General features: G+C 53.5%; 18 protein-coding genes. 17 read left to right on the plus strand and 1 reads right to left on the minus strand.

All coding sequences use genetic code 11. From position 1 onward, the window contains the following. Window positions 1–300 precede the first annotated feature (300 nt). Window positions 301–2679 carry a DEAD/DEAH box helicase family protein gene (locus QEH53_RS21065; RefSeq protein WP_309025205.1) on the plus strand — a complete coding sequence of 793 codons (2379 nt, stop codon included), beginning with the start codon at window positions 301–303 and terminating at the stop codon, window positions 2677–2679. A gap of 143 nt (window positions 2680–2822) precedes the next feature. Here the strand turns inward: QEH53_RS21065 and QEH53_RS21070 are convergent, their stop codons facing one another. Further along, the gene (locus QEH53_RS21070) at window positions 2823–3629 is read right to left on the minus strand and encodes a DUF3800 domain-containing protein (RefSeq protein ID WP_309025206.1); all 807 of its coding nucleotides are present in this window, start codon (window positions 3627–3629) and stop codon (window positions 2823–2825) included. 481 nt (window positions 3630–4110) lie between these two features. Here QEH53_RS21070 and QEH53_RS21075 point away from each other — a divergent pair, with 481 nt between their 5' ends. The 16 genes from QEH53_RS21075 (at window position 4111) to QEH53_RS21150 (ending at window position 21319) form a co-directional block, all read left to right on the plus strand. Continuing rightward, window positions 4111–4464 carry a hypothetical protein gene (locus tag QEH53_RS21075; protein WP_309025207.1) on the plus strand — a complete coding sequence of 118 codons (354 nt, stop codon included), beginning with the start codon at window positions 4111–4113 and terminating at the stop codon, window positions 4462–4464. A 4-nt stretch (window positions 4465–4468) separates the two neighbouring features. Beyond that, entirely contained in the window at window positions 4469–4939 is a 471-nt protein-coding gene (locus tag QEH53_RS21080; RefSeq protein WP_309025208.1) for a periplasmic heavy metal sensor, read from the plus strand. Beyond that, window positions 4936–5538, plus strand: coding sequence for a sigma-70 family RNA polymerase sigma factor (locus QEH53_RS21085; protein ID WP_309025209.1), 603 nt, complete (start codon window positions 4936–4938; stop codon window positions 5536–5538). The genes QEH53_RS21080 and QEH53_RS21085 overlap by 4 nt, the downstream gene beginning before the upstream one ends. Before the next feature lie 11 nt (window positions 5539–5549). Next, the gene (locus QEH53_RS21090; RefSeq protein WP_309025210.1) at window positions 5550–6125 is read left to right on the plus strand and encodes an AraC family transcriptional regulator; all 576 of its coding nucleotides are present in this window, start codon (window positions 5550–5552) and stop codon (window positions 6123–6125) included. Between the two features lie 78 nt (window positions 6126–6203). After that, the gene (locus QEH53_RS21095; RefSeq protein WP_309025211.1) at window positions 6204–8507 is read left to right on the plus strand and encodes a copper-translocating P-type ATPase; all 2304 of its coding nucleotides are present in this window, start codon (window positions 6204–6206) and stop codon (window positions 8505–8507) included. A gap of 95 nt (window positions 8508–8602) precedes the next feature. Next, window positions 8603–9931 carry a TolC family protein gene (locus QEH53_RS21100; protein WP_309025212.1) on the plus strand — a complete coding sequence of 443 codons (1329 nt, stop codon included), beginning with the start codon at window positions 8603–8605 and terminating at the stop codon, window positions 9929–9931. Then, on the plus strand, window positions 9928–11859 hold the full coding sequence (locus tag QEH53_RS21105) for an efflux RND transporter periplasmic adaptor subunit (RefSeq protein WP_309025213.1): 1932 nt from the start codon (window positions 9928–9930) through the stop codon (window positions 11857–11859). Before QEH53_RS21100 ends, QEH53_RS21105 begins: the two co-directional genes overlap by 4 nt. Next, window positions 11849–15616 (plus strand): efflux RND transporter permease subunit, encoded by a 3768-nt coding sequence (locus tag QEH53_RS21110; protein WP_309025214.1) that lies wholly within the window; start codon window positions 11849–11851, stop codon window positions 15614–15616. Before QEH53_RS21105 ends, QEH53_RS21110 begins: the two co-directional genes overlap by 11 nt. Window positions 15617–15641: 25 nt before the next feature. Then, window positions 15642–15836, plus strand: a complete 195-nt coding sequence (locus tag QEH53_RS21115) for a hypothetical protein (RefSeq protein WP_309025215.1) — start codon at window positions 15642–15644, stop codon at window positions 15834–15836. A 262-nt stretch (window positions 15837–16098) separates the two neighbouring features. Continuing rightward, window positions 16099–16689, plus strand: a complete 591-nt coding sequence (locus tag QEH53_RS21120) for a hypothetical protein (protein WP_309025216.1) — start codon at window positions 16099–16101, stop codon at window positions 16687–16689. Between the two features lie 43 nt (window positions 16690–16732). Beyond that, window positions 16733–17305, plus strand: coding sequence for a DUF3347 domain-containing protein (locus tag QEH53_RS21125; protein ID WP_309025217.1), 573 nt, complete (start codon window positions 16733–16735; stop codon window positions 17303–17305). Between the two features lie 81 nt (window positions 17306–17386). Continuing rightward, entirely contained in the window at window positions 17387–18160 is a 774-nt protein-coding gene (locus QEH53_RS21130; RefSeq protein WP_309025218.1) for a YHS domain-containing protein, read from the plus strand. Window positions 18161–18231: 71 nt separating this feature from the next. Then, the gene (locus QEH53_RS21135) at window positions 18232–18426 is read left to right on the plus strand and encodes a hypothetical protein (protein WP_309025219.1); all 195 of its coding nucleotides are present in this window, start codon (window positions 18232–18234) and stop codon (window positions 18424–18426) included. Beyond that, window positions 18423–18752 carry a hypothetical protein gene (locus QEH53_RS21140; protein WP_309025220.1) on the plus strand — a complete coding sequence of 110 codons (330 nt, stop codon included), beginning with the start codon at window positions 18423–18425 and terminating at the stop codon, window positions 18750–18752. Before QEH53_RS21135 ends, QEH53_RS21140 begins: the two co-directional genes overlap by 4 nt. A gap of 261 nt (window positions 18753–19013) precedes the next feature. Then, complete coding sequence (locus tag QEH53_RS21145) at window positions 19014–20147, plus strand: hypothetical protein (RefSeq protein ID WP_309025221.1); 1134 nt, start codon at window positions 19014–19016, stop codon at window positions 20145–20147. Beyond that, window positions 20147–21319 (plus strand): hypothetical protein, encoded by a 1173-nt coding sequence (locus QEH53_RS21150; RefSeq protein ID WP_309025222.1) that lies wholly within the window; start codon window positions 20147–20149, stop codon window positions 21317–21319. The genes QEH53_RS21145 and QEH53_RS21150 overlap by 1 nt, the downstream gene beginning before the upstream one ends. The last annotated feature ends 6 nt before the right edge of the window (window positions 21320–21325 follow it).

Consider the following 21325-nt stretch of genomic DNA (forward strand, 5'->3'; position numbering starts at 1 on the left):
AAAGGCGTCCCGTTAAAGGACGCCTTCGAAAGTGGCGGAGAGAGAGGGATTCGAATCGTCAGCAGACCTTCACTATTCTTCACAAATGTTTGTAGTTTATAACTTTATGAATAGTCCGAGGTGCCGTAAAATGCCTCAGGATGAGGCTAAAAAACTTCAGATTGGCTATGAATTGGCAAAGCCTCTCTCATAGGCAAATCGTGAATGTCCCTCGAATCGTAATAATGCTTCTGATTATAAAGATGCGACTTTCAATTGTCGGTTGAGTTCTGATGCCTTGTTTTTGTATCCCTTGACGAGATGGAATCTGAGCTTGGGTGTCGTCTTGAGGAATTGCGTACTCGTTTGTCAGCTCTGCGAGACGAACGATTGGTAATCTTGTCGGAGCTCCAAGCGATGGAACGTGCGGGCTCGCAGAGGCAAATGGATGCAGTCGTTGATCAAGTTCCAGTAAATCCAGAAGATAAAGTTTCGCTCTTCAAGCGGCGTTTTGCGGCACGAACGGACATCTTTCCAAGGTTTTGGGAAAATACATCGAAAGGGACCAAGGGCTACTATCCTGTTTGCGAAGCGGTCTACGAAACGGGAGTTCGCTTGAAGCCGTCAGAGCTTTATTCGCGTTTTGGTTCGTCCAAATTCTCTAGACTTGATGATAGGGTGATCGAAGACCACTTGAGGGGAAAGCATACGATTGGCTCGTATTCGATTCGAAAGGACGATACCTGTATTTTCCTCGCGGCGGATTTTGACGGTGGAGGATGGCAAGCGTGTGCGGTGGCTTATGCGGAGTCTGCTGAAATTTTCGGGTTTCGAACCCTTCTTGAGATTTCGAGATCCGGAAACGGCGCCCATGCATGGCTCTTCTTTGCCGAACCGACTCCTGTCCAACTCGCGCGAAGTTTGGGAACGGTTGTTCTGGGTGAAGCGTCCAGCCGACTATCGAAATTCGACTTAGGGGCTTACGACCGCGTTTTCCCGAATCAAGACACTATGCCAAAGGGCGGATTTGGAAACCTCATCGGTTTGCCACTGCAGTGGGATAGAAGGAAGGATGGCTGTACTGTTTTCGTTGATACGAATCTATCCGTTTTTGAAGATCAATGGGCGGCTCTAGCAAAGACGCCCTGTTATTGGGAACATCACGTTCGAACTGCGTTGGAGCGTTTCGTTGAAGTTTCACCAGTAGAAGAATGCTCTCCGGAGGATATCGCTGATGCGTCTCTTTCAGGAGGCAAGTCCGGAGTGGCGGCGGTAAAGATACCGGATTGGAAAGCTGAGTTGAGAGAGTCTCTGTTGATTCCGGAGGAGGGGTTACCTGACGAATTTGTCGCTAAGATTGTTCGATTAGCGACCTTCCCCAACCCCGAGTTTTTTGAAAAGCAAAGGATGCGTTTCCCGGTATTCAACATTCCTCGCTACATTGTGAGTGTAGAGCGGCAATCTGGCGGCATATCAATTCCGCGTGGGTGTATCGACGCCGTAAAAGAGCTATTTGCCACGAGGGGTTCCCGATTGGAAATCGAGGATTTCAGATTAAGCGAGAAGCGAGTACGTATACGATTTACGGGTACGCTAACTCAAAGCCAGAAGAGCGCTGTTGCCGCAATGGAAACCAATGAGCATGGAGTGCTGGTCACTCCGCCAGGTTCGGGAAAGACGGTAATGGCATGCTCTTTGATCGCTCGATGGAAACTGGCAACCGTTATTCTCGTAAACCGCCGATCGATCGCTGATCAATGGAAAGAGCGTTTGAGTGAGTTTACATCGATTTCGGATGACCGGTTGGGAGAATGGGGCGGGGGTAAGAAGAAGCTCAGTGGCGTTGTTGATGTGGTGATGATTCAGAGTCTCGCGCGAGCCGAGGACTTAGTCGCATTTTTTCGTAGATACAGTTTGGCCGTTATCGATGAATGCCATCACATTGCGGCGGTTAGTTTTGAGAGCGTATTGAAGAAATGTGGGTGCCGCAGGGTATTGGGGCTCACTGCGACTCCAAAGAGGAAAGATGGTTTGGAAGCGTTGCTCTATCAGCAATGTGGCCCAGTTCGATTCCGACTGTCGGAAGATTCGGACCCGAACTTGTTGAAGCGTATCCAATTTATTGAAACAGGATTCGGACGAGGGCTAGGCCAATACTTTGCTCTCCATGAGGTTTGGGAAAAACTCATTCAGAATGAGCAAAGAAATGAGTTGATTGCTTCCTTTGTGGAGAGACAGCTAGAGCAGGGGCGCAGGTGTCTTATCATCTCCGACCGCATTTCCCATTTGGAGTCAATGGAAGCCTTGCTATGCGAACGAGCCGAGCGCCTTGACATCGTTCCTGAATTGATGACTGGAGGAAGAAGCTCGAAGGCTCTGAAGGAGCAAAACGAGCGTATTCGGAAGTGTTTGAGTAATGGATTTGGAATCTGCTTGTTGGCAACGGGATCTTTTTTAGGTGAAGGGTATGATCTCCAGGAGTTGGATACGCTTTTTCTAGCAATGCCCATTTCCTTCAAGGGGCGTCTCATTCAGTATGCGGGGCGTTTGCACCGAAGATGTGAAGGTAAAAGAGAAGTTAGGGTATACGATTTCATTGATGAAAATTTGCCCGTCGCGATGAGCATGTTTCGAAAGCGTAGGCCTGCCTACAAGGAGATGGGGTACGCCGAGGGGCAGGAGAGTTCGGATACTCGTTGAAATGTGATGCGAGATAGCTGCCTTGACAGGATCCGTCTTTGATGTAGGACTCTTATCCAGGCAAGCGCAGAAGATGTAGAGGTCGCTCTCCTTGAGTGGCAGCCCTTTATGGGTGGGATCCTCGGTTTCTGGGGCCTACAATTTTAGAAGCTCTCGAAGTTCTCAACTTCGGGAGCTTTCTGTTTTACGGTTTCGAAGTCGTCTGGCCAAAACTTGAAGCCATAACCAAAGGCTTTGCCTTCATGGCGATAAACCGACCGCTTGAGGTGCTGTAGATAGCTAGGTTCGCTTTCCCCGTAGAGGTTTCGCTTCACCGCGAAGTGCACGCCAGATGCGACAGCATCTGCGACTTGTAACCCAGCGAGTTTGCCGTGTTCAACAGATCTGATCCGTGTAGGATCGATTACTGATTTTTCGATCTGCACTTGGGCCAGGTTGGGGTCGCTTTGCTCCAGCAGAACACGTAGGCAGTCTTTGATTTCCTCGTAAGACATGATGCTTCTGTTCGAAAAGATGATGTCCGCGAAGCCGTTCCCTTCGTCTTTTTTCCGATGATCTCGACAAAGCCAGGATGTTCTCTCGAGAAGTAGGCGGGTAGCGTAGCGATATAGGAGGAATTTTTGACTCTGGAACTTTTCGGGCTCCTTGATCGAAGGTTTATGGATCAGTACGCTGACCGTTCTGATCGGCAACTTTCCAACACGTTTAATATAGGGTACCCTCTGCTCGTGCTTCAGATCAACGAAATGGAGTGGCGTCTTGGGCTTCTTCCTAAGTACCTCTCTCGTTTCCTTGAGGCATTCTACCATCTTGAGATCGTTAGACTTTCGAATGACTGCAGCCGATAGGACGAACCAGCGTGAGCTACCCGAGCCATCGTCGCGGAAAACGAATCCTTCATCACCGGATTCATCAATGTAGACAGCAAAACTGGGCTGCTTCTCGCTCATGAGAGCCCAACTTCGCCAATCTGAGGCGTTTGTTCAATGAGATTAACCGGGTGTTCCAATCTTCACCGTTTGCTCTATCTCAATGTCGATTAGGGAATTAAGAAGCTAATCGGAGAGCGAAGTTCTCTGTAGATGCGAACACGTGCGAGTTGAAACTCGGACCACTCGAATTGGATTCCTCTTGCTGCAAGGCACTTCTGCTCGTGACACTTCGCAGCATCTAAAGTGGCGGAGAGAGAGGGATTCGAACAGTCATAAGACTTTCACTATTCTTAACAAAACGTTGTTGTTTATGACTTTATGGAAAGTTGGGATTGCTGAAAAATGAGCCTTTTTGCATCAAAAAAACTTCAGATTGGCAATGAATTGGCAATGGGTTGTGGCCGTTTGCTTGAGGGAACTCGGGATTCTCTTCTTCGGCTTTCTGAGTATTTTGGTTTTTGGAGGATCTTTTTTCTGATTAGTTTGAGGGTTTTCGGATTTGAATACGTTTACGGTGATTATGAAGGACAAGGATTTGGATCGTTTGATCGGAATGGCTCGGGAGAAACCACTGCCGGGATGCCCGCCAGCTCTTGAGTCGAATGTGCTGCGTCGGTTGCGTATGGCGCGTTCTGAGTCGGCAGAGACCTTTGGCTTGGATTGGTTGCTGGGGATTTTCGAACAGACTCGGTTTGCAGCAGCTGCGATGGTGGCGGCTTTGCTGATCAGTACCACCGCTAGCGTTTTGGCGACTTCTGCTTTTGCGAACGGTTCGGAGCGTAAGTTATTGGCGTCGGAGGCTCTGGATTTCGACGTTTTCGCAGAAGCTAAGATTCTGAACATCGACGACTAGCACTATGGAAGAGAGCAAGGTACGAACGAGACGATTGGGAACGTTGGCGATTTGGGCGACTTTGCTCGTGGTCGTTTGTGTGGTGGTCTCCTACTTTGTGACGGGTCTAATGGTACGGAACGGGCAGTCTTGGGAACATGACGAAGAGCATGGACACCATTGGCTTCACCAAGAGCTCGCTTTGACGCCCTCTGAGGTCGCTGCAGTGGATGCGTTCGAGCCTGACTATCGCCGAGATCGGGCGAAGCTTTTAGAGGACTTCAATACGCAGATTACGAAGTTGCGTGGTTTACTGGTCGAAAAGGATGATTTTTCTCCTGAGGTGAATGCGGCGATCCATGAGCTGCACGTCGTGCATGGCTCACTTCAGGAACTGTCGATTCGCCATTATTATGATATGATGAGCGTATTGCCTCCGGAGAAGAAGGAGAAGCTGAGGAAGTTGGCTGTCGAGGCTCTCAGCGAACCGGAATGAGTGATGGGACTCGAGCGATGGATACGGATTTGCAATCGATCGAGCGTGTTCAGGCGGGCGAGGAGCAGGGATTAGTCGAGCTGATGGAGCGTCACCGCGAATCGATCTTTCGCTTTTGTTTTCGCTTTGTGCCAAACGAGACGGACGCTGCGGATTTGACGGAGGAGACGTTTGTGCGAGTCTTTCAAAATGCTTGCAAGTTCCGCCCTAGGGCGAAGGTGGTGACTTGGATCTTTTCAATTGCGGGAAACCTGTGCCGTGATTTTTTGCGACGGGGTAAAAAGCGCCGCAATGATGTGTCGCTGAGCTCTCGGGTTCCGGGGGCGGATAGTTTGGAGTTTGCGGATGTTGTTGAATCGAAGGAACGCTCGCCGGAGCAAGTTGCATTAGCCAGCGAGGCTCTATCTGCCATCGAGGTAGCGATTGCGACGCTTCCGTATCCATTGAAGTTTCCTTTTATCTTCTGCGTTTTGGAGGAGCATAGCTACGACGATTGCGCCGAGGTTCTGAATACAAACCGGAAAACGGTGGAGATGCGGATTTATCGAGCCCGCAAGGCGCTTCGGGAGCAGCTTGCTGAGCTTTCGAGTACTTTTTGAGGAGCATTTTTATGGGATCGGAGTTCGAAAGCATAGCGGTCAAGCACATGGTTTGTCCCCGTTGTGTCGCGACGGTTGAGTCGATTGTAGATAGACTCGGATTGCAGGCCGAAGCGGTATCATTGGGAGAGGTGAAGCTCCAACGGCAATTGACCGATTCCGAATTTCGCTCGTTCGCTGAAAGGCTGGAAGAAAGCGGTTTCGAGATCTTGGTTTCCAAGGAGAAGCGTCTGATAAATAAAATCAAGTCGTTGATTTTGGAGCGTATTCATTATGCGGATATCTCATCGCCTCTTAAGTTGTCTGCATACTTAGCGGAGTCTCTTGGTTATGAGTATAGCTATTTGAGCAAAGTGTTTTCGGCAGTCGAAGCGGTGACGATTGAGCGTTATTCGATGCTTCAGCGGATTGAACGGGCGAAGGAATTGCTCTCCTACGGGGAGTTGAACGTTACCGAAATATCCGAGTTGCTCGACTTCAGCAGCGCGGCCCACTTCTCCGCTCAGTTCAAGCGGGAAACGGGAATGTCGCCTAGCCAGTTCAAGAAATCGGACCGTCCGGCTCGCCGCTCTCTCGACTCGATCTGAGCGGTACAGGCCGAATTTCGTAAGGATTCGCCATCACAATGTAAGAAAATCAAACCGCCAGTCTGTTATCATAATCCTATGGAAAACAAGCACAGCTGCTGTCATCACGACCATTCGAAGGGCGATTCTGTTACGCCTACAGCGAACGCGAAGTACTATTGCCCGATGTGTCCCGGTGTCGAATCCGACAAGCCGGGCGACTGCCCGAAGTGCGGCATGAGGTTGGAGCGCAATCCTGCCTACAAAGTTGACTCTGTTAAGGTTTGGACCTGCCCGATGCACCCGGAAGTCCAGCAGGACCATCCGGGGGAATGCCCAAAGTGCGGGATGGACTTGGAGCCGGTCGCAGGCATTAGGGACGAGGAGGATGACGATGGGGAAATCGAAGAATTGAAGCGAAAAACCCTCCTCGCAGCAATTCTAACGGTGCCGGTACTGTTGCTCGCTTTCGACAGCATGATTCCGGGACTCTCATTCGAGAGCGTCATCTCGCAACGGATACAGGGTTGGCTTGAGTTGGCGTTCGCTACGCCGGTCATTCTGTGGGCGGGAGGCATGTTTTTCGCGCGAGGTTGGCGTTCGCTCGTCAACCGAAGTCTTAACATGTTCACGCTGATCATGTTGGGCGTGGGTGCGGCCTACGTTTACAGCGTCACGGCTGTCTTGTTTCCGGAGTTCTTCCCAGACTCCTTCCGCATGCATGGCGAGGTCGCTCTCTATTTCGAGGCGGGAGCGGTGATCACGGTGCTGATCTTGTTCGGGCAATGGCTGGAAGCGAGAGCTCGTAGACAGACCGGAAAAGCGATCGAAAGCCTTCTCGATTTGGCGGCAAAGACTGCTCACCGCTTGAACGCCGATGGCGAAGAGGAAGACGTAGATATCGACCGTATCCAAAAAGGGGATAACCTCCGAGTGCGGCCAGGCGAAAAGATTCCACTCGACGGCTCGATCTTGGATGGGAAGAGCACTGTCGATGAGTCGATGATAACTGGCGAACCAGTTCCCGTGGAGAAGTCCGTTGGCGATAAGGTCATTGGCGCGACCGTGAATCAAACGGGTAGTTTCTTGATGGAAGCGGAAGCGGTGGGCGAAGAGACAATGCTTTCGCGAATTGTCGGCATGGTCGCGGATGCCCAACGCAGCCGGGCCCCGATCCAAAAGCTGGCGGATTCAGTGGCGGGGTATTTTGTTCCGGCAGTCGTGTTGGTGGCTCTAGTCGCTTTCGGAGTTTGGGCGTTGCTTGGTCCAGCTCCGGCTATGGCGTATGCGATTGTCGTGGCCGTCTCGGTGCTGATCATCGCTTGCCCCTGCGCTCTTGGTTTGGCCACTCCCATGTCTATCATGGTTGGCGTGGGGAAAGGCGCTCAAAATGGTATTCTCGTTAAGAATGCAGAGGCTATTGAACGCGCCGAGAAAATCACCCATTTGATCACCGACAAGACGGGTACCCTGACCGAGGGAAGACCTAGTGTCGTTGCAATGGTGGTACACAAGAATAGCTCACCTGAGGAACTGCTACGCTTAGCGGCGGCGGTCGAGTCCCAATCGGAACACCCGCTGGCCCGCTCTGTCGTCGAAAGGGCCAAAGCGCAGAGCAGCGATCTTCCCGATGCTGCCGATTTCGAAAGCACTACCGGCGGTGGTGTGCGGGCTCGCGTTGAGGGTAGCCTAGTCCGCGTGGGCAAACAGGCTTTTATCGAAGCCGTAGGAATCGCTATCCCCGAGTCGCTTGCAACTCAAGCAGAGCAGCTGCAGTCGAAAGCCAATACGGTGATTTGGGCAGCCAGAGCGGATCGTTTGTTGGGCCTGATTGCCATTGCGGACCCGATAAAAGCTTCATCGAAGGAAGCTATCGAGTCGCTTCACAAACTCGGGATTTCGGTTGTCATGTGCACGGGTGACAATCCGAGAACGGCGAATGCGGTCGCTGCGGAGCTTGGAATCGACACGGTGCATGCCGAGGTCTCCCCCGAGGACAAGCAACGCATCGTGAAGGAACTGCAAGCCCAAGGGCATCGCGTAGCCATGGCGGGCGACGGTATCAACGATGCTCCCGCTTTGGCCGCTGCCGATGTCGGCATCGCTATGGGTACGGGCACCGACGTCGCCATCGAGAGCGCGGGTCTGACTCTCGTGAAAGGCGATCTTCGCGGGATCGTGGGCGGCTTGCGGTTGAGTCGCGCCGTGATGAGCAACATCCGGCAAAACCTCTTTTTTGCTTTCGTTTACAATGCGGTCGGCGTGCCTGTGGCTGCGGGAATCTTGTACCCTATATTCGGGGTTCTGTTGAGTCCTATGATTGCTGGAGCGGCGATGGCATTGAGTTCGGTATCGGTGATTTCGAATGCCTTGAGATTGAGGGGCTTTCATTTCGATTCCTAGTGTTTGGAGCGAATTCAGAGGCCTAAAACCCACCCCGAATTTATACCTTCTTTTTTTGAGGGTTTCGGCAAATCATTGCGTTGAAGCGAATACCGATGACTTTACGACTACGAAGCCACCTTCATAAACTGCGTACAACCGCCCTTGCTCTTTGCGGGATTTGGGGCGTTGCCACGCTGTTCGCCCAAGACGAGGGAGCTGCAAGCCGACTCTCCTCTTTGGAGGACTATCTTGCTCGCGCTCAAGAGGCCAACCCGCAGCTCGACGCTTTCGAGAAACGCTACGAAGCGGCCACTCAACGGATTCCTCAGGCAGCCGCCTTGCCGGATCCGATGTTGCAGGTGACAAGCTTCGTCGAGTCGGTTCAGACGCGCAACGGCCCGCAGGAGAACGCTCTAATGGTCAATCAGCGGATTCCGTGGTTCGGCAAGTTGGACGCTCGCGAAAAGGCGACGAGCGAACAAGCGGAGGCTCTTTGGTATGCCTACCAAGGCCAGCAACTCATGCTCGCTCGCATGGTTTCCAAGATGTACTACGAATATGGGTACACGCAACGAGCGACACAACTGACCCGGGAAAACCTAGATCTTTTAGCTCAGCTAGAACCTATCGTCGAAGAGAAGGTAAAAGCGGGCGGCGACCTCAACGCTCTGCTTCGCCTCAAGGTGGAAATCGGCAAGGTGAACGACCGCTTGCAGTCGCTGCAGCAAAAGCGTGTCACTCAATCGGCTCAGTTGAGCGAATTGCTGGCCCTTCCCGTATCGACGCTGCTTCCATGGCCCGAATGGCAGAAGCCGGGGCTCGTTAGCCCTAGGGCGACTTCGCTGCTCGAATCCATTGAGGTCAACAACCCGCAGCTGCAAATGCTCGAACGCAAGATCGCCAGCGCCGAAGCGAGGATCGAATTGGCCAAGCTGGAGAGTCGTCCCGACTTCACCGTGGGTTTGAATTACGTGCAAATTGGGGACCTGGATACGCCTGCTATGAGTGTCGACTCCGGCAAGGATGCCTGGGGCGTAACCTTTGGCGTCAACATTCCGCTTTGGTCGAAAAAGAACCATGCGGCTCAAGCGGAAGCCGCCTCGTCGCAACAAGCGATCCAGTCGGAATACCAAAACCGACTCAATGCGCTGAAAGCCGATCTCGCCAGCAGCCTTTCTTCTCTCACCGATGCAAACCGCCGCCTCGAGCTTTACGGGGAGGAGCTGCTCGGTCTAGCCGAACAAGCGGTGGAAAACAGCCGCACGAGCTATCAAGGCGGTCGCACAGGAATTCTCGAAGTCATCGACAGCGAGCGTTCGCTGCTCGAACTCCAACTTCTTTACTGGCGGGCCGCCGCTGACGCGTGGCAGCAACTCGTCGCCGCTCAGACGCTCGCGAACCAACCCATTCTCGGAACCTTTCAAGCTACTCAATCGAAATGAACAGGAAACCTATTGTCACTCTCGCCGCTTCAGTAGGCGCCGCTCTCGTAATTGGCCTTGGTATCGGCCGCTTCGTTCTTGCTCCAGACACGGGGCACGAAGGGCACAACCACGCAGCGGATGGATCCGGCTCGGCCGATCAATCAGCGACCTCTGAACCGAGTACATGGACCTGCTCGATGCACCCGCAGATCCAGCAGCCCGAGCCGGGTGATTGCCCGATCTGCGGCATGGATCTGATCCCCCTGGAGAAGGACTCTGGTGCCGACGAAGGTCCGCGCGTCATGAGCATGAGCAAAAGCTCGAAGGCGTTGGCCGAGATCCAGACGACCGCCGTGCAACGCGGTTTTCCGAGTACCGAAGTGCGGCTCGTCGGCAAGCTGGCCTACGATGAGACCAAGGAGAAATCGCTCACGGCCCGCTTTCCGGCTCGTATCGACGAGCTGTTCGTCAACTACACGGGCATAGCCGTGAAGCGAGGCGAGCATCTCGCTAAGGTCTACAGTCCCGAGCTGCTGACCGCTCAACGCGAGTTGCTTACTTCCTATCGGAGCGACCCGTCTTCATCGATCACCGCAGCTGCTCGCGAAAAGCTTCGGCTCTGGGATCTGTTACCTGATCAGATCGACGCGATTCTCGAAAGCGGACAGGCGAAGGACCATTTCATTTTGCGGGCTCCTATCGGCGGCGTGGTTGTATCCAAAAAAGTGAACGAAGGAGACTACGTGAAGACGGGCGAGTCGTTGTTCCGCATCGTCGATCTCGACGAACTTTGGCTCTATCTCGATGCTTACGAGTCGGACCTCGCTTGGCTCCGCTACGGGCAGGACGTTGCCTTCACGGTAGAAGCGTTCCCCGGTGAAACCTTTCATGGCCAAATCGCCTTCATCGAGCCGGAAGTGGACAGCAAGACACGTACGATCCAAGTGCGCGTCAACGTTCCGAATGAAGATCGTCGTCTGAAGCCCGGCATGTTCGCAAAGGGGCTTGTCGAAGCTCAGCTCGCGGAAGGCGGCAAAGTCTATGCTCCAGAGTTCGCGGGAAAATGGATTAGCCCCATGCACCCGGAAATCGTGAAGGATGGTCCAGGGGATTGCGACATCTGCGGCATGGATCTCGTGCCTGCTGAGGAGCTTGGATACGTGCGCGACGAGGAGGACGAAGCTCCGCTCTACGTTCCCGCTTCAGCGGTCATGCGTACCGGCAAGCGTGCGGTCGTGTATATCGAGAAACCGGATACGGAACGCCCGACCTACGAAGGACGCGAGATCGTGCTCGGTCCTCGGGCAGGCGATCAGTTTCTCGTGGCGGCTGGTTTGGACGAAGGCGAACGAGTTGTCACCAAGGGTGCATTCAAGATCGATAGCGCTCTGCAGATTCAAGCGAAGCCCAGCATGATGAACCCGCAAGGAGGAGGCCCTGCTCCTGGGCACAATCACGGCGGCGACCCTGCCCAAGGCAGCGAAGATCATAGCGGTCATCAAATGTCGGCTCTGGAAATTGCGCCCGAACAAGCATCGCAATTGGTAGGCGACTATCTGGAGATGCAAGCCGCTCTCGCTGGCGATGATCTCGAGGCGGCGAAGGCTTCCGCCAAAGCGATGATGGAGACGACGGGGCACTCGGGCGAGTTGCCTGCGCTGCTTCACGACATGCTTGCGGCGAAAAGCTTGGATGCCCTGCGCAAGCCCCACTTCGAAATCTTATCGAATGCGATGATTGCCGCCGCTAAGGCAGACCCGAACGCTTTCGATCAATCGCTCACTGTCATGCATTGCCCTATGGTGTATCCAAATCGGGGAGCCGATTGGCTGCAGAGAAGCGAGCCGCTGCAAAATCCCTACTTTGGAGCCATGATGCTCAAGTGCGGAGAAGTTAAGGAAACCATCGAAGCAAATTCTGACGCTCATCAAGGTCATGCCCACTGATAATTCTTCAAATCCGATCAACAAGCTCATCCGGTTCTGCCTGGAGAATAAGCTTGTCGTAGTTCTCTTCACCGCAGGCCTGATCCTTTGGGGGATCATGGTCGCACCCTTTGATTGGGAAACGGAGTCGCTGCCACGCGATCCGGTGCCGGTGGATGCGATTCCCGATATTGGAGAGAATCAGCAAATTGTATTCACGGAATGGATGGGTCGTTCGCCTCAGGACATCGAAGACCAGATCACGTATCCCTTGACGACCGCCTTGCTCGGCTTGCCGCAGGTCAAGACGGTGCGTAGCTATTCAATGTTCGGCTTCTCCTCGATCTACATCATTTTCAAGGAGGACGCCGAGTTCTATTGGACCCGTAGTCGCATTCTGGAGAAGCTTAACAGCCTTCCGTCTGGAACCTTGCCGCAAGGCGTATCGCCTCAACTCGGTCCGGACGCGACGGCGCTTGGGCAGGTCTATTGGTACACGCTTGAAGGTATGGACGCGGAAGGCGAGCCTACCGGCGGCTGGGACCTCGACGAGCTGCGCAGCGCTCAGGACTGGTACGTTCGCTACGCCTTGCAAGGGGTGGATGGAGTGGCGGAGGTCGCTTCCATTGGTGGCTACGTAAAAGAGTATCAAGTGGACGTGGACCCCGACGCTTTGCGAACCTATGGGATCGCCTTGCACGAGGTGTTTGACGCGGTGCGGGGCAGCAATCTCGATGTGGGAGCTCGAACTATCGAGATCAACGCTGCCGAATACGTGATTCGTGGCCTCGGCTTTATCGAAAGCCTGGACGACCTGCGTAAGACGGTCATCACGCAACGGGAAAACATCCCTATCACGCTCGATGAGGTTGCCGAAATCGAATACGGTCCCGCCTTGCGACGCGGCGCGCTCGACAAGGCAGGCGCGGAAGCGGTCGGCGGCGTGGTCGTCACGCGCTATGGCGAGAACCCATTGGCGGTAATCAAGCGAGTAAAGGACAAGATCGCGGAGATCTCTCCTGGCCTACCTAAAAAAACGTTGGAAGACGGGACTGTCAGCCAAGTGCAGATCGTGCCGTTCTATGACCGAACCGGCTTGATCTACGAAACGCTCGGTACGCTCGAAGACGCAGTGCGTCAGCAGATATTGGTTACAATAATCGTCGTGGTTGTAATGGTACTACACCTACGCAGCGCGGCTTTGATTTCTGGCGTTCTACCCTTGGCGGTACTGTTTTCGTTCATCGGCATGAAGCTCTTTGGGGTGGACGCCAACGTAGTCGCTCTCTCCGGTATCGCGATTGCCATCGGTACGATCGTCGACATGGGGGTCGTCCTGATTGAGAATATTCTCAAGCATCTGGACGAGGCCCCGCCGGACGAGAGTCGCTTGGAGGTCGTGTATCGGGCCTGTAGCGAGGTGGCGAGCGCGGTGGTGACGGCAGTGCTCACGACCGTGATCAGCTTCTTGCCTGTCTTCACGATGCAGGCGGCTGAGGGTAAGCTCTTTCGTCCCCTGGCCTACACCAAGACCTTTGCTCTGATCGGTTCCATCGTGGTGGCGCTGACCGTCATCCCGCCGTTGGCTCATTGGTTCATCGCTGGCCGTTCAAAGTCGAACCTAGCGAAGGCGAGCTTGTGGGGCGTGGTGGGCTTGTTCGGCATCGTGGGTATCTTTGCTTTCGCATGGTTCCCTTGGTGGCTTGGATTGCTCCTCGTGGCTTCGGCTGCGTTTCATATCGCCGGACCGAAAATTCCGGCCAAGGTCCAGCGAGGTACCTTGTTTAGTTTCAACTTCGTAGTCGCGGCGGTGGTCGCTGTTTGGCTCGCTCTCGACTGGAAGCCTCTGGGACCCGAGGTGCCGCTACATAATACGATTTTCGTTCTGCTGACGGTGGGTGGCCTGCTTGGTTTCTTCTACATCTTCATCAGGTTCTACGCACCTATTCTTCAGCTCCTGTTAAAGGTGAAGATGCTGTTCGTCGCTGGAAGCTTGCTGATTGTCCTTATGGGCTTCACGGCATGGCTGGGGTGGGAAAAGACCTTTGGCTGGATGCCGGAGTGGGCCAAGAAGACGGATACCTATGTGGCGATGAACCACACCATGCCCGGGCTCGGAAAAGAGTTTATGCCATCACTCGACGAAGGGTCTTATCTTCTCATGCCGACTACCATGCCGCACGCTTCGATTGGCGAAGTCATGGATGTATTGAGAAAACAAGACATGGCCATCAACGCCATTCCTGAAGTCGAGAGCGCCGTAGGCAAGTTGGGCCGTGTCGAGAGTCCGCTGGATCCCGCGCCGATTTCGATGATCGAGACCATCATTTCTTACAAGTCGGAGTTCATTACCGACGAGGACGGTCGTATCCTTAGCTTCGCCTACGACGAGGCCGCTGACGAGTTCGTTCGCGACGCGAACGAGGAGCTTGTGCTCGATCCAGATGGTCGCCCCTTCCGCCAGTGGCGAGACGAGATCAAAAGTCCCGACGATATCTGGGACGAGATTGTGAAGGCGGCTTCGATCCCCGGCACGACCTCCGCGCCTAAGTTGCAGCCCATCGCGGCGCGTATCGTAATGCTGCAAAGCGGCATGAGAGCTCCCATGGGCCTCAAGGTCTACGGTCCTGATTTGGAAACGCTCGAGAAAGTCGCGCTTGATATCGAAGGGCTGCTCAAGCAAGTGCCTTCCATCAAGAAGGAGGCAGTGCTAGCCGACCGCATAGTCGGCAAGCCTTATCTGGAGATCGACATCGACCGCGATGCCATCGCTCGCTACGGGGTGAAAATCAAGATGGTGCAAGATGTCATCGAAGTCGCCATCGGCGGAAAGCCTATCACGCAAACTGTCGAAGGTCGCGAGCGCTACCCTGTTCGGGTGCGTTACATGCGAGAGCTTCGAGATACGATTGAATCCATAGAACAAATACTGGTTGCCTCGCCCAATGGTACCCAAGTGCCGCTTCGTGAGCTAGCCACCATCAACTACGTGCGCGGTCCTCAGGTCATCAAGAGCGAGGACACCTTTCTCGTGGGCTATGTCATTTTCGACAAACGCGACGGCTACGCGGAAGTCGAAGTCGTGGAGCAAGCTCAGGAGTTTCTGCAAGGCAAGATAGCAAGCGGCGAGCTCGATATACCTGCAGGCGTCAGCTACAAATTCACCGGCAGCTACGAGAACCAAGTCCGGGCTGAGAAGCGGCTCTCAATCGTGCTGCCTATCGCCTTGTTTGCGATCTGGCTCATACTGTATTTTCAGTTCAAGCGCATCTCGGAGACGGTGCTGGTATTCTCTGGAATCCTTTTCGCCTGGTCGGGTGGCTTCGTGCTGATCTGGCTCTACGGCCAACCGTGGTTCATGAACATCGATCTTTTCGGTCACAACCTGCGAGCGCTTTTCCAGATGGAGACGATCAACTTGAGCGTTGCGGTTTGGGTGGGCTTCCTGGCCTTGTTTGGCATTGCGACCGACAACGGCGTCATCGTCTGTACCTACCTGCAGCAAATCTTCCGAGAGAAGTCGCCCAAGAGTATCGCGGAGATTCGCGCGGCTACCATCGAAGCGGGCAACCGTCGTGTGCGTCCCGCGATGATGACCAGCGCGACCACGATCTTAGCATTGTTGCCGGTTCTGACCTCGGTCGGGCGCGGATCGGACATCATGGTGCCGATGGCGATTCCGTCCTTTGGAGGCATGATGCTAGCCATTCTGACGATCTTCGTCGTTCCCGTGCTTTATTGCGGGATCGAGGAGATCAAAACGAAATTCACGAAATAGGAACAGCTGATGGAGGAATCGATTGATGAGCGCGCGACGCCGATACAACTTCGAAACGCCGCCACCGAGCTGTCATGTTTGTGACTACGAGTTTGGCGGTAAACGCATCTACTGCGTTCTTAAGGAAGGAGAAGGCGTCGTGGCTCTTTGCTCAACCGATTGTTTTGCCGCATACCAAAGGAGCAAGAAAAGTAGCTCGGCAATGTTCGGCGAAATCTAGCTGCATGCGTTATTCCAAGAAAAGGAAGACTTCAAATAAACGACGAATTGTTGTGAGGGTTTTCACAGTGACTCGCGTTTAAGGAAGCGAGACAGGTTATTACGTTTATGTAGTACAATGAAGATCAAGACAATCACGGGAACGATGCGGAGAGGATGTATTTCATCTCGAAAGTAGTCGTTAACAAGTAGAGGCAAAGGCGCGGGCTCTGGGCATAGACCGGAGCCCGCATGCCGTTCCTCTTTTCTAATACAATACGCGCATGAAACGAATCAAATCAGCCGCCGCAATTTTAGCGCTTTCGCTCGCTTCGAGCCTTTCCGCTCAACACCACCCGCAGACGGTTTCTCCATTCTCGGAAAGTCTCACGGAGGCTTATCTCGCCATCCATTTGGCCTTAGCCCAAGACGACTTGGCAGCCGTGCATGATGCCGCCCTTTTCTATATCGCTGCCTTCGACAAAACGACCGCGGATCTCAATACAGAAAATCTCACGCGCTACGCCGACCAAATCGCCAGTTCGCAGAATCTGCAAACGGCGCGAGCCTCGTTCAGAGAATTGACGGGTCAGGCTAAAATGCTCTTCGACTATCTCGCTTCGAATACGCATCAGCAGCTCTACCTCGTTCGCTGCGGAATGGCGTTCGACGGAGAAGGAGCCGAGTGGATACAAAGCACCCAAGAGGTAGCGAACCCATACTATGGAGCGAGCATGCTGCGCTGTGGATCGGTTCTGGGAAGTATCGGGTCTTCGGTCGCTCCGAAATCTCCGCGGGGCGCTTGCAGCGACCACGATGCACACTCCTCGCAATCTTGTTCACATAGTAGCGAAAGCTCTTGCTGCAGCAAGTAGTCGGAAAACGTAACCATTTACCAAATACAAAATAGAGAAAATTATGAAGAAAATACTAATAGCCACCATCGCGGCATTTGTCGCCGCATCCGCATTCGCCCATTCCAAGGCTATCAAGCCTGAGTATGTCGATATGCTGCTGACTCCCTACTTCGAGCTACAAACCGCACTTGCAAAGGACGATCTCGCCACCGCTAAAAGCAGCGCCGGAACCTTCAATAAAATGCTCGGCCACGGCCCTTCGCACGAAGACGCGCCATCGCTCGCTGATCTTACAGAAGAAGCGGCTAAGATCCAATCGGCCTCCGATATCAAGATCGCCCGCGAAGCCTTTCACGCGATCTCTAAGGATCTCGCAAAGATGGTCGAGCACGTTGGGACCTCGGGCAAGAGCGACGTCGTTAAGATGCATTGCCCAATGGCCTTTAACAACAAAGGCGGCGCCTGGCTGCAAAACAGCGAAGATCTCGCCAACCCCTATTATGGAGCGATGATGCTCAAGTGCGGCTCCGTGAAGGAAACGCTTGCATCTGCAAAGGGCGGCCACGGACATATGGACCATGGAAAGATGAAGAAGAAAGAAGGCAGCCACGGCCATAGTGGTCATAGCCATTAGAATTTGAGGAAGGGTAACAGGGCGCGGGAGCCAGTCGAGGAGGACGGTTCCCGCGTTTCCTTTATTCTAAACAATACTTTTATGAGTGTACTGAAAAAACTTCTGGTGTTGGCGTTTTTCGCCACGATTACGATCGTGGCATTTAGCCAGGACTCGACCAAGAACGAGTACTGCCCCGTCACGCCGACGGACCTCGCCGAGCCGGACATTCATACCGAATACAAAGGCGAGACGATTTATTTTTGCTGCAAGTCTTGTCTGCGCGACTTCAACAAAGATCCGGAAGCCTATTTGGCGAACTTGGCGGTGGCGGTCGAAAGTGGGGATCATGGCGAAGCCGAGCACGGTTCAACAGAGGAGCAAGCCCATGGGAAGGATGATGGGCATGAACACGGCGACTCCGAGCACGATCACTCCGACCATGGCGAAAGCGGTTCAAGCCCGATTATTTCGCTTCTCGGCAAGTTGCATGTGCTTGCTGTGCATTTTCCGGTGGCTCTGATACCCTTTGCCGCTTTGCTGGCCATTCTTAGCCCATTACTACGAAAGCCTGCATTCAATCAACTGGCGGACATCTCACTGTTCGCCGGTGCCTTTGCTGCGGTTGGCGCGGCTATCATGGGGTGGATCGCGGCATCTCAATCGTCCTATCCCGACAACCTGTCGGTAATACTTGAATACCATAGATGGCTGGGCACGAGTGTGGCGACACTCGCCGTGTTGGTTTCAGCCGTTATCCTCTACTGGCCTAAAACGCGTTACCGTATTCCGCTTTACGCGGCACTCACTCTTCTCGTCTTAACAGCAGGGCACTTTGGCGGAAGCTTGATCTACGGACCTGACTACTTGTTTTGAAAGTATCCAAAAAACGGATTAGTAAGCGTAGTAAGCACAAGCTTCTTAAGGAACAACGAGAACGCAAGAGCATGGCCGTTTGGCTCTCTGCGGTCGCCATCTTGTTCATTATCGGGTTTTCTATCTACGTCTGGTACTCGGTAGCTCATGAGAAAGAGATTTTCCTGCCAATAGGCTCGGGCGGTGTCTTGATCATCCTAGCGGCATGGTGCGTGCGTGATTGGTGGCGCCATCGTCCAGAGTCGAGTGAGTCGGCGAAGAAATGAAGATCTATCGTTACCCGATCTATGGTGCCTTGGCGACCGTTGCCGCCTACGCTCTCGATCGATTCATGATTGGGGGATGGACATTTTTTATCCTCGGTCTCGCCGTCCTTCTAAACCTAATCGCTCTCGCTTGGAAAGCGTCCAAGTGGCGTGGCTACAGACCGGTACGCTATGGACTAGTCGGAGCCATCCTCGTAACGCTAGGAATGCTCTCTCACGGAGCCGAGGATTTGGTCCCGATTGGCGTTTTTGCTTTGATAGTGATTTCTCTGTGGTCCGCTTGGCCGCCGAAGAACCCCGGCGAGAAACCTCCCTGTTGCCAATGAAAATCGGTACGTTGACAAGCAAATAGCTTAGGCGGCAGACTGAGTTTTCGATTCCGCTCGGAAAAGAATGTCGGAGAGGAGTAAATCCCCGGAAGTCAAAGACGATAAGCGCCTTCGATTAAGTGTGTCCTTTTCGAGAAATTTTAGCATAGGACAGGCTATGTCCCATGGGTGAGGTATAGTCTTATCCCTCTTCGATTCGGTCAGCTGTTGCCGGGTCGAGTATCCTGTAATCACAACCCTAAAGGAAGGAATCCAACTATGCCCAAATCGCCTCGTCGTAAGTTCAATGCCGATAGGTTTCTCGATAAATTCAAGTGTTTCGAAGGCGTACTTCGACGCTATTGTGATCAATGGCGTGAAGGCTTAGACGGCTTTCCGGAGATGCTGACCGTCGAAACGTTTAAGGAATGGCTTCGGTCCTCGGCGGGGAATCGGGTAGCCTACAAAGGAATGCTGGAAGGCATCTATCGGGCTTACGATCTGTCGACGAAGCACGGGCACGAGATTTTGTTCGACGCCCTGGACCAATGCGGGGTGGAGATCCCGGGCGTTCACTCGCTGCATGTGGAGGTGTTGGCTTTGCGGGTGTATTCGGAGCATCCGGAGGTCTTCGAGATGGCCTACGACTTTCTTACCCTTTCGCGGGTGGATAAGTTTACGATGTTTCGGGGGAAGGACGCTCGTTCTCTTGAGGAAGTGGATGCGAACACGGAGCGTTTCGAGAAGGCCTTGCGAAAGGCGTTCGCGGTTCGCAAGGGAACGGAGAAAGTCTTGGTAAAACGCTTCGTCGATGGCGATGTTCAAAACTTCATCGTCTACCACGAGGAGCGGGTGCAGGCCGTGCTCGAGATGAAGGAGAATGGCCAGACCATCGATATCCAGCCGTTGATCTTCCGCCCGGTGAAGCAGGACTTCATCGCTTACTTTCCGCGCTTCGGGAAGATCGAAATCGAATCGTCGACAAAGCGAGATACTTCGATTTTGAGAACAACCTTTGGCAAGGTGTTCTTGAATGATCCGGAGTTCTTCGATTCGGAGGAATCGCAAACCCTGATCGACTTAGAGCGGCTGAAGGATCCGACCTTCACTTTCGAGCTGGAGTCCGGCCACCAAGCGGCTTTGACCGATGTGCGTTGCCAGTTCGGCGGGAAGGAAGTCCATCGGGTCGATTTCAATTCGAAGGACGTTTTTCAAACACTGGAGAAGCTCAAACTTCGCCCTTCTCTGAGTGAAGCTCGCTTGGCCTCCGCCAAGATCAAAATTGTGTTTCCCGAATGTCGTCGTGGAAAAACGGTTACGCTTTCCGACTCTAACAAGATATCGTTTAATCGCTCCACTCGCTGCATGGAGGTTTTTCGTTATCTTCGACGCTGGGGGCTCTTGTCTGCGTAATGAAAGTTTCAGATGATCTATCGTTTCTTTGGCGAAGGGTCAGTGCCGTCGAGGAACCTCTGTTCCGCTTCCGCGAGTTGCAGCGCTACGAGCCTGACCTTTGGGAGCCATTGGTTCGGAACGGACTGCTCAATGAAACTCCGATCCCCGAAAATTATCTGGACGAGAAGAATCGCTGGATGCTCGTTCGCCAGGTGAACGGGAAACTCTTTGGCGTGGAGGATTCCGACGAGCCAAACGGCTTTGAAGTTCTGAGCGAAGACGATGTGAGGCAGTATTGCTTTTCGCCTTCATCCTTTGCGGATTCTTTGCGGAGGTCCAATGCCATCGCTGGCAAGGGACTTCAGGAATCGGAGGGGTTCGTTCGACTAGGAGATAAACGTATTACCTCAAAGGATACGCTGAGAGTCTACCTCTCGATAGGTAGTGGTTTTCTCGATTCGCTAGAATTGCGATTGAGGGCTCTGGCTCGCGAACGGAGCCGCTCGGCAAGGGTCGTCGTGTTCCCAGTCTATCCGGATCTGGATTCGGCGACGGAAGAGTTGCTTGAGGCTTCTAATCTATTCGTGACTGATTTCGATACAGATAGTTTTGAAATCAACTGGCCTATGTCGTTAGGCATCGAGAAATCGAAACCTCAGCATGCGTTGATCTGTGAGGGGAAGACGTGGCGTTTCATCTTCGATGGCGAGGTCGCTACGGTTGCGGACTCGAAGGGAATTCGCTTTCTGGCTAAGCTTCTGAGTAAGCCGTCCGAGGAGTTCTCGGCTTTCGCTTTGGCTAATCCCGAAGCCGCGTGCGAGTCCTTAGATGCCTCTGATGTAGAAGCGACGGACTCGGCTTCTCTCAGGCGCTACAAAGAACGCATCCTCGATATCGAAGAAGAGCTTGAAGAAGCTATCGCCTTTGACCGCGAGGATGAAATCAACCGCCTTGAGGATGAAAAGGATTCGATTTTAAAGCACCTTTCGGCGGTGGCCGGTGCTGGAGGTCGAAGTCGTTTGCAGGGCGAAAAGGAGAAGACCCGCCAATCGGTCTTGCGAGCCTTCAAGCGAATGTTTGCTTCCTTGCCTGTAGGCCGTGACCACATCGCGGCGCGCTTGAAAACAGGATACACGTGCACCTACACGCCGGATGCGGGCGAAGTTTGGAAGGTCGATCCTCCAAAATAGCCTGGG

This window comes from Pelagicoccus sp. SDUM812002 (assembly GCF_031127835.1).
Lineage (GTDB): Bacteria > Verrucomicrobiota > Verrucomicrobiia > Opitutales > Opitutaceae > Pelagicoccus.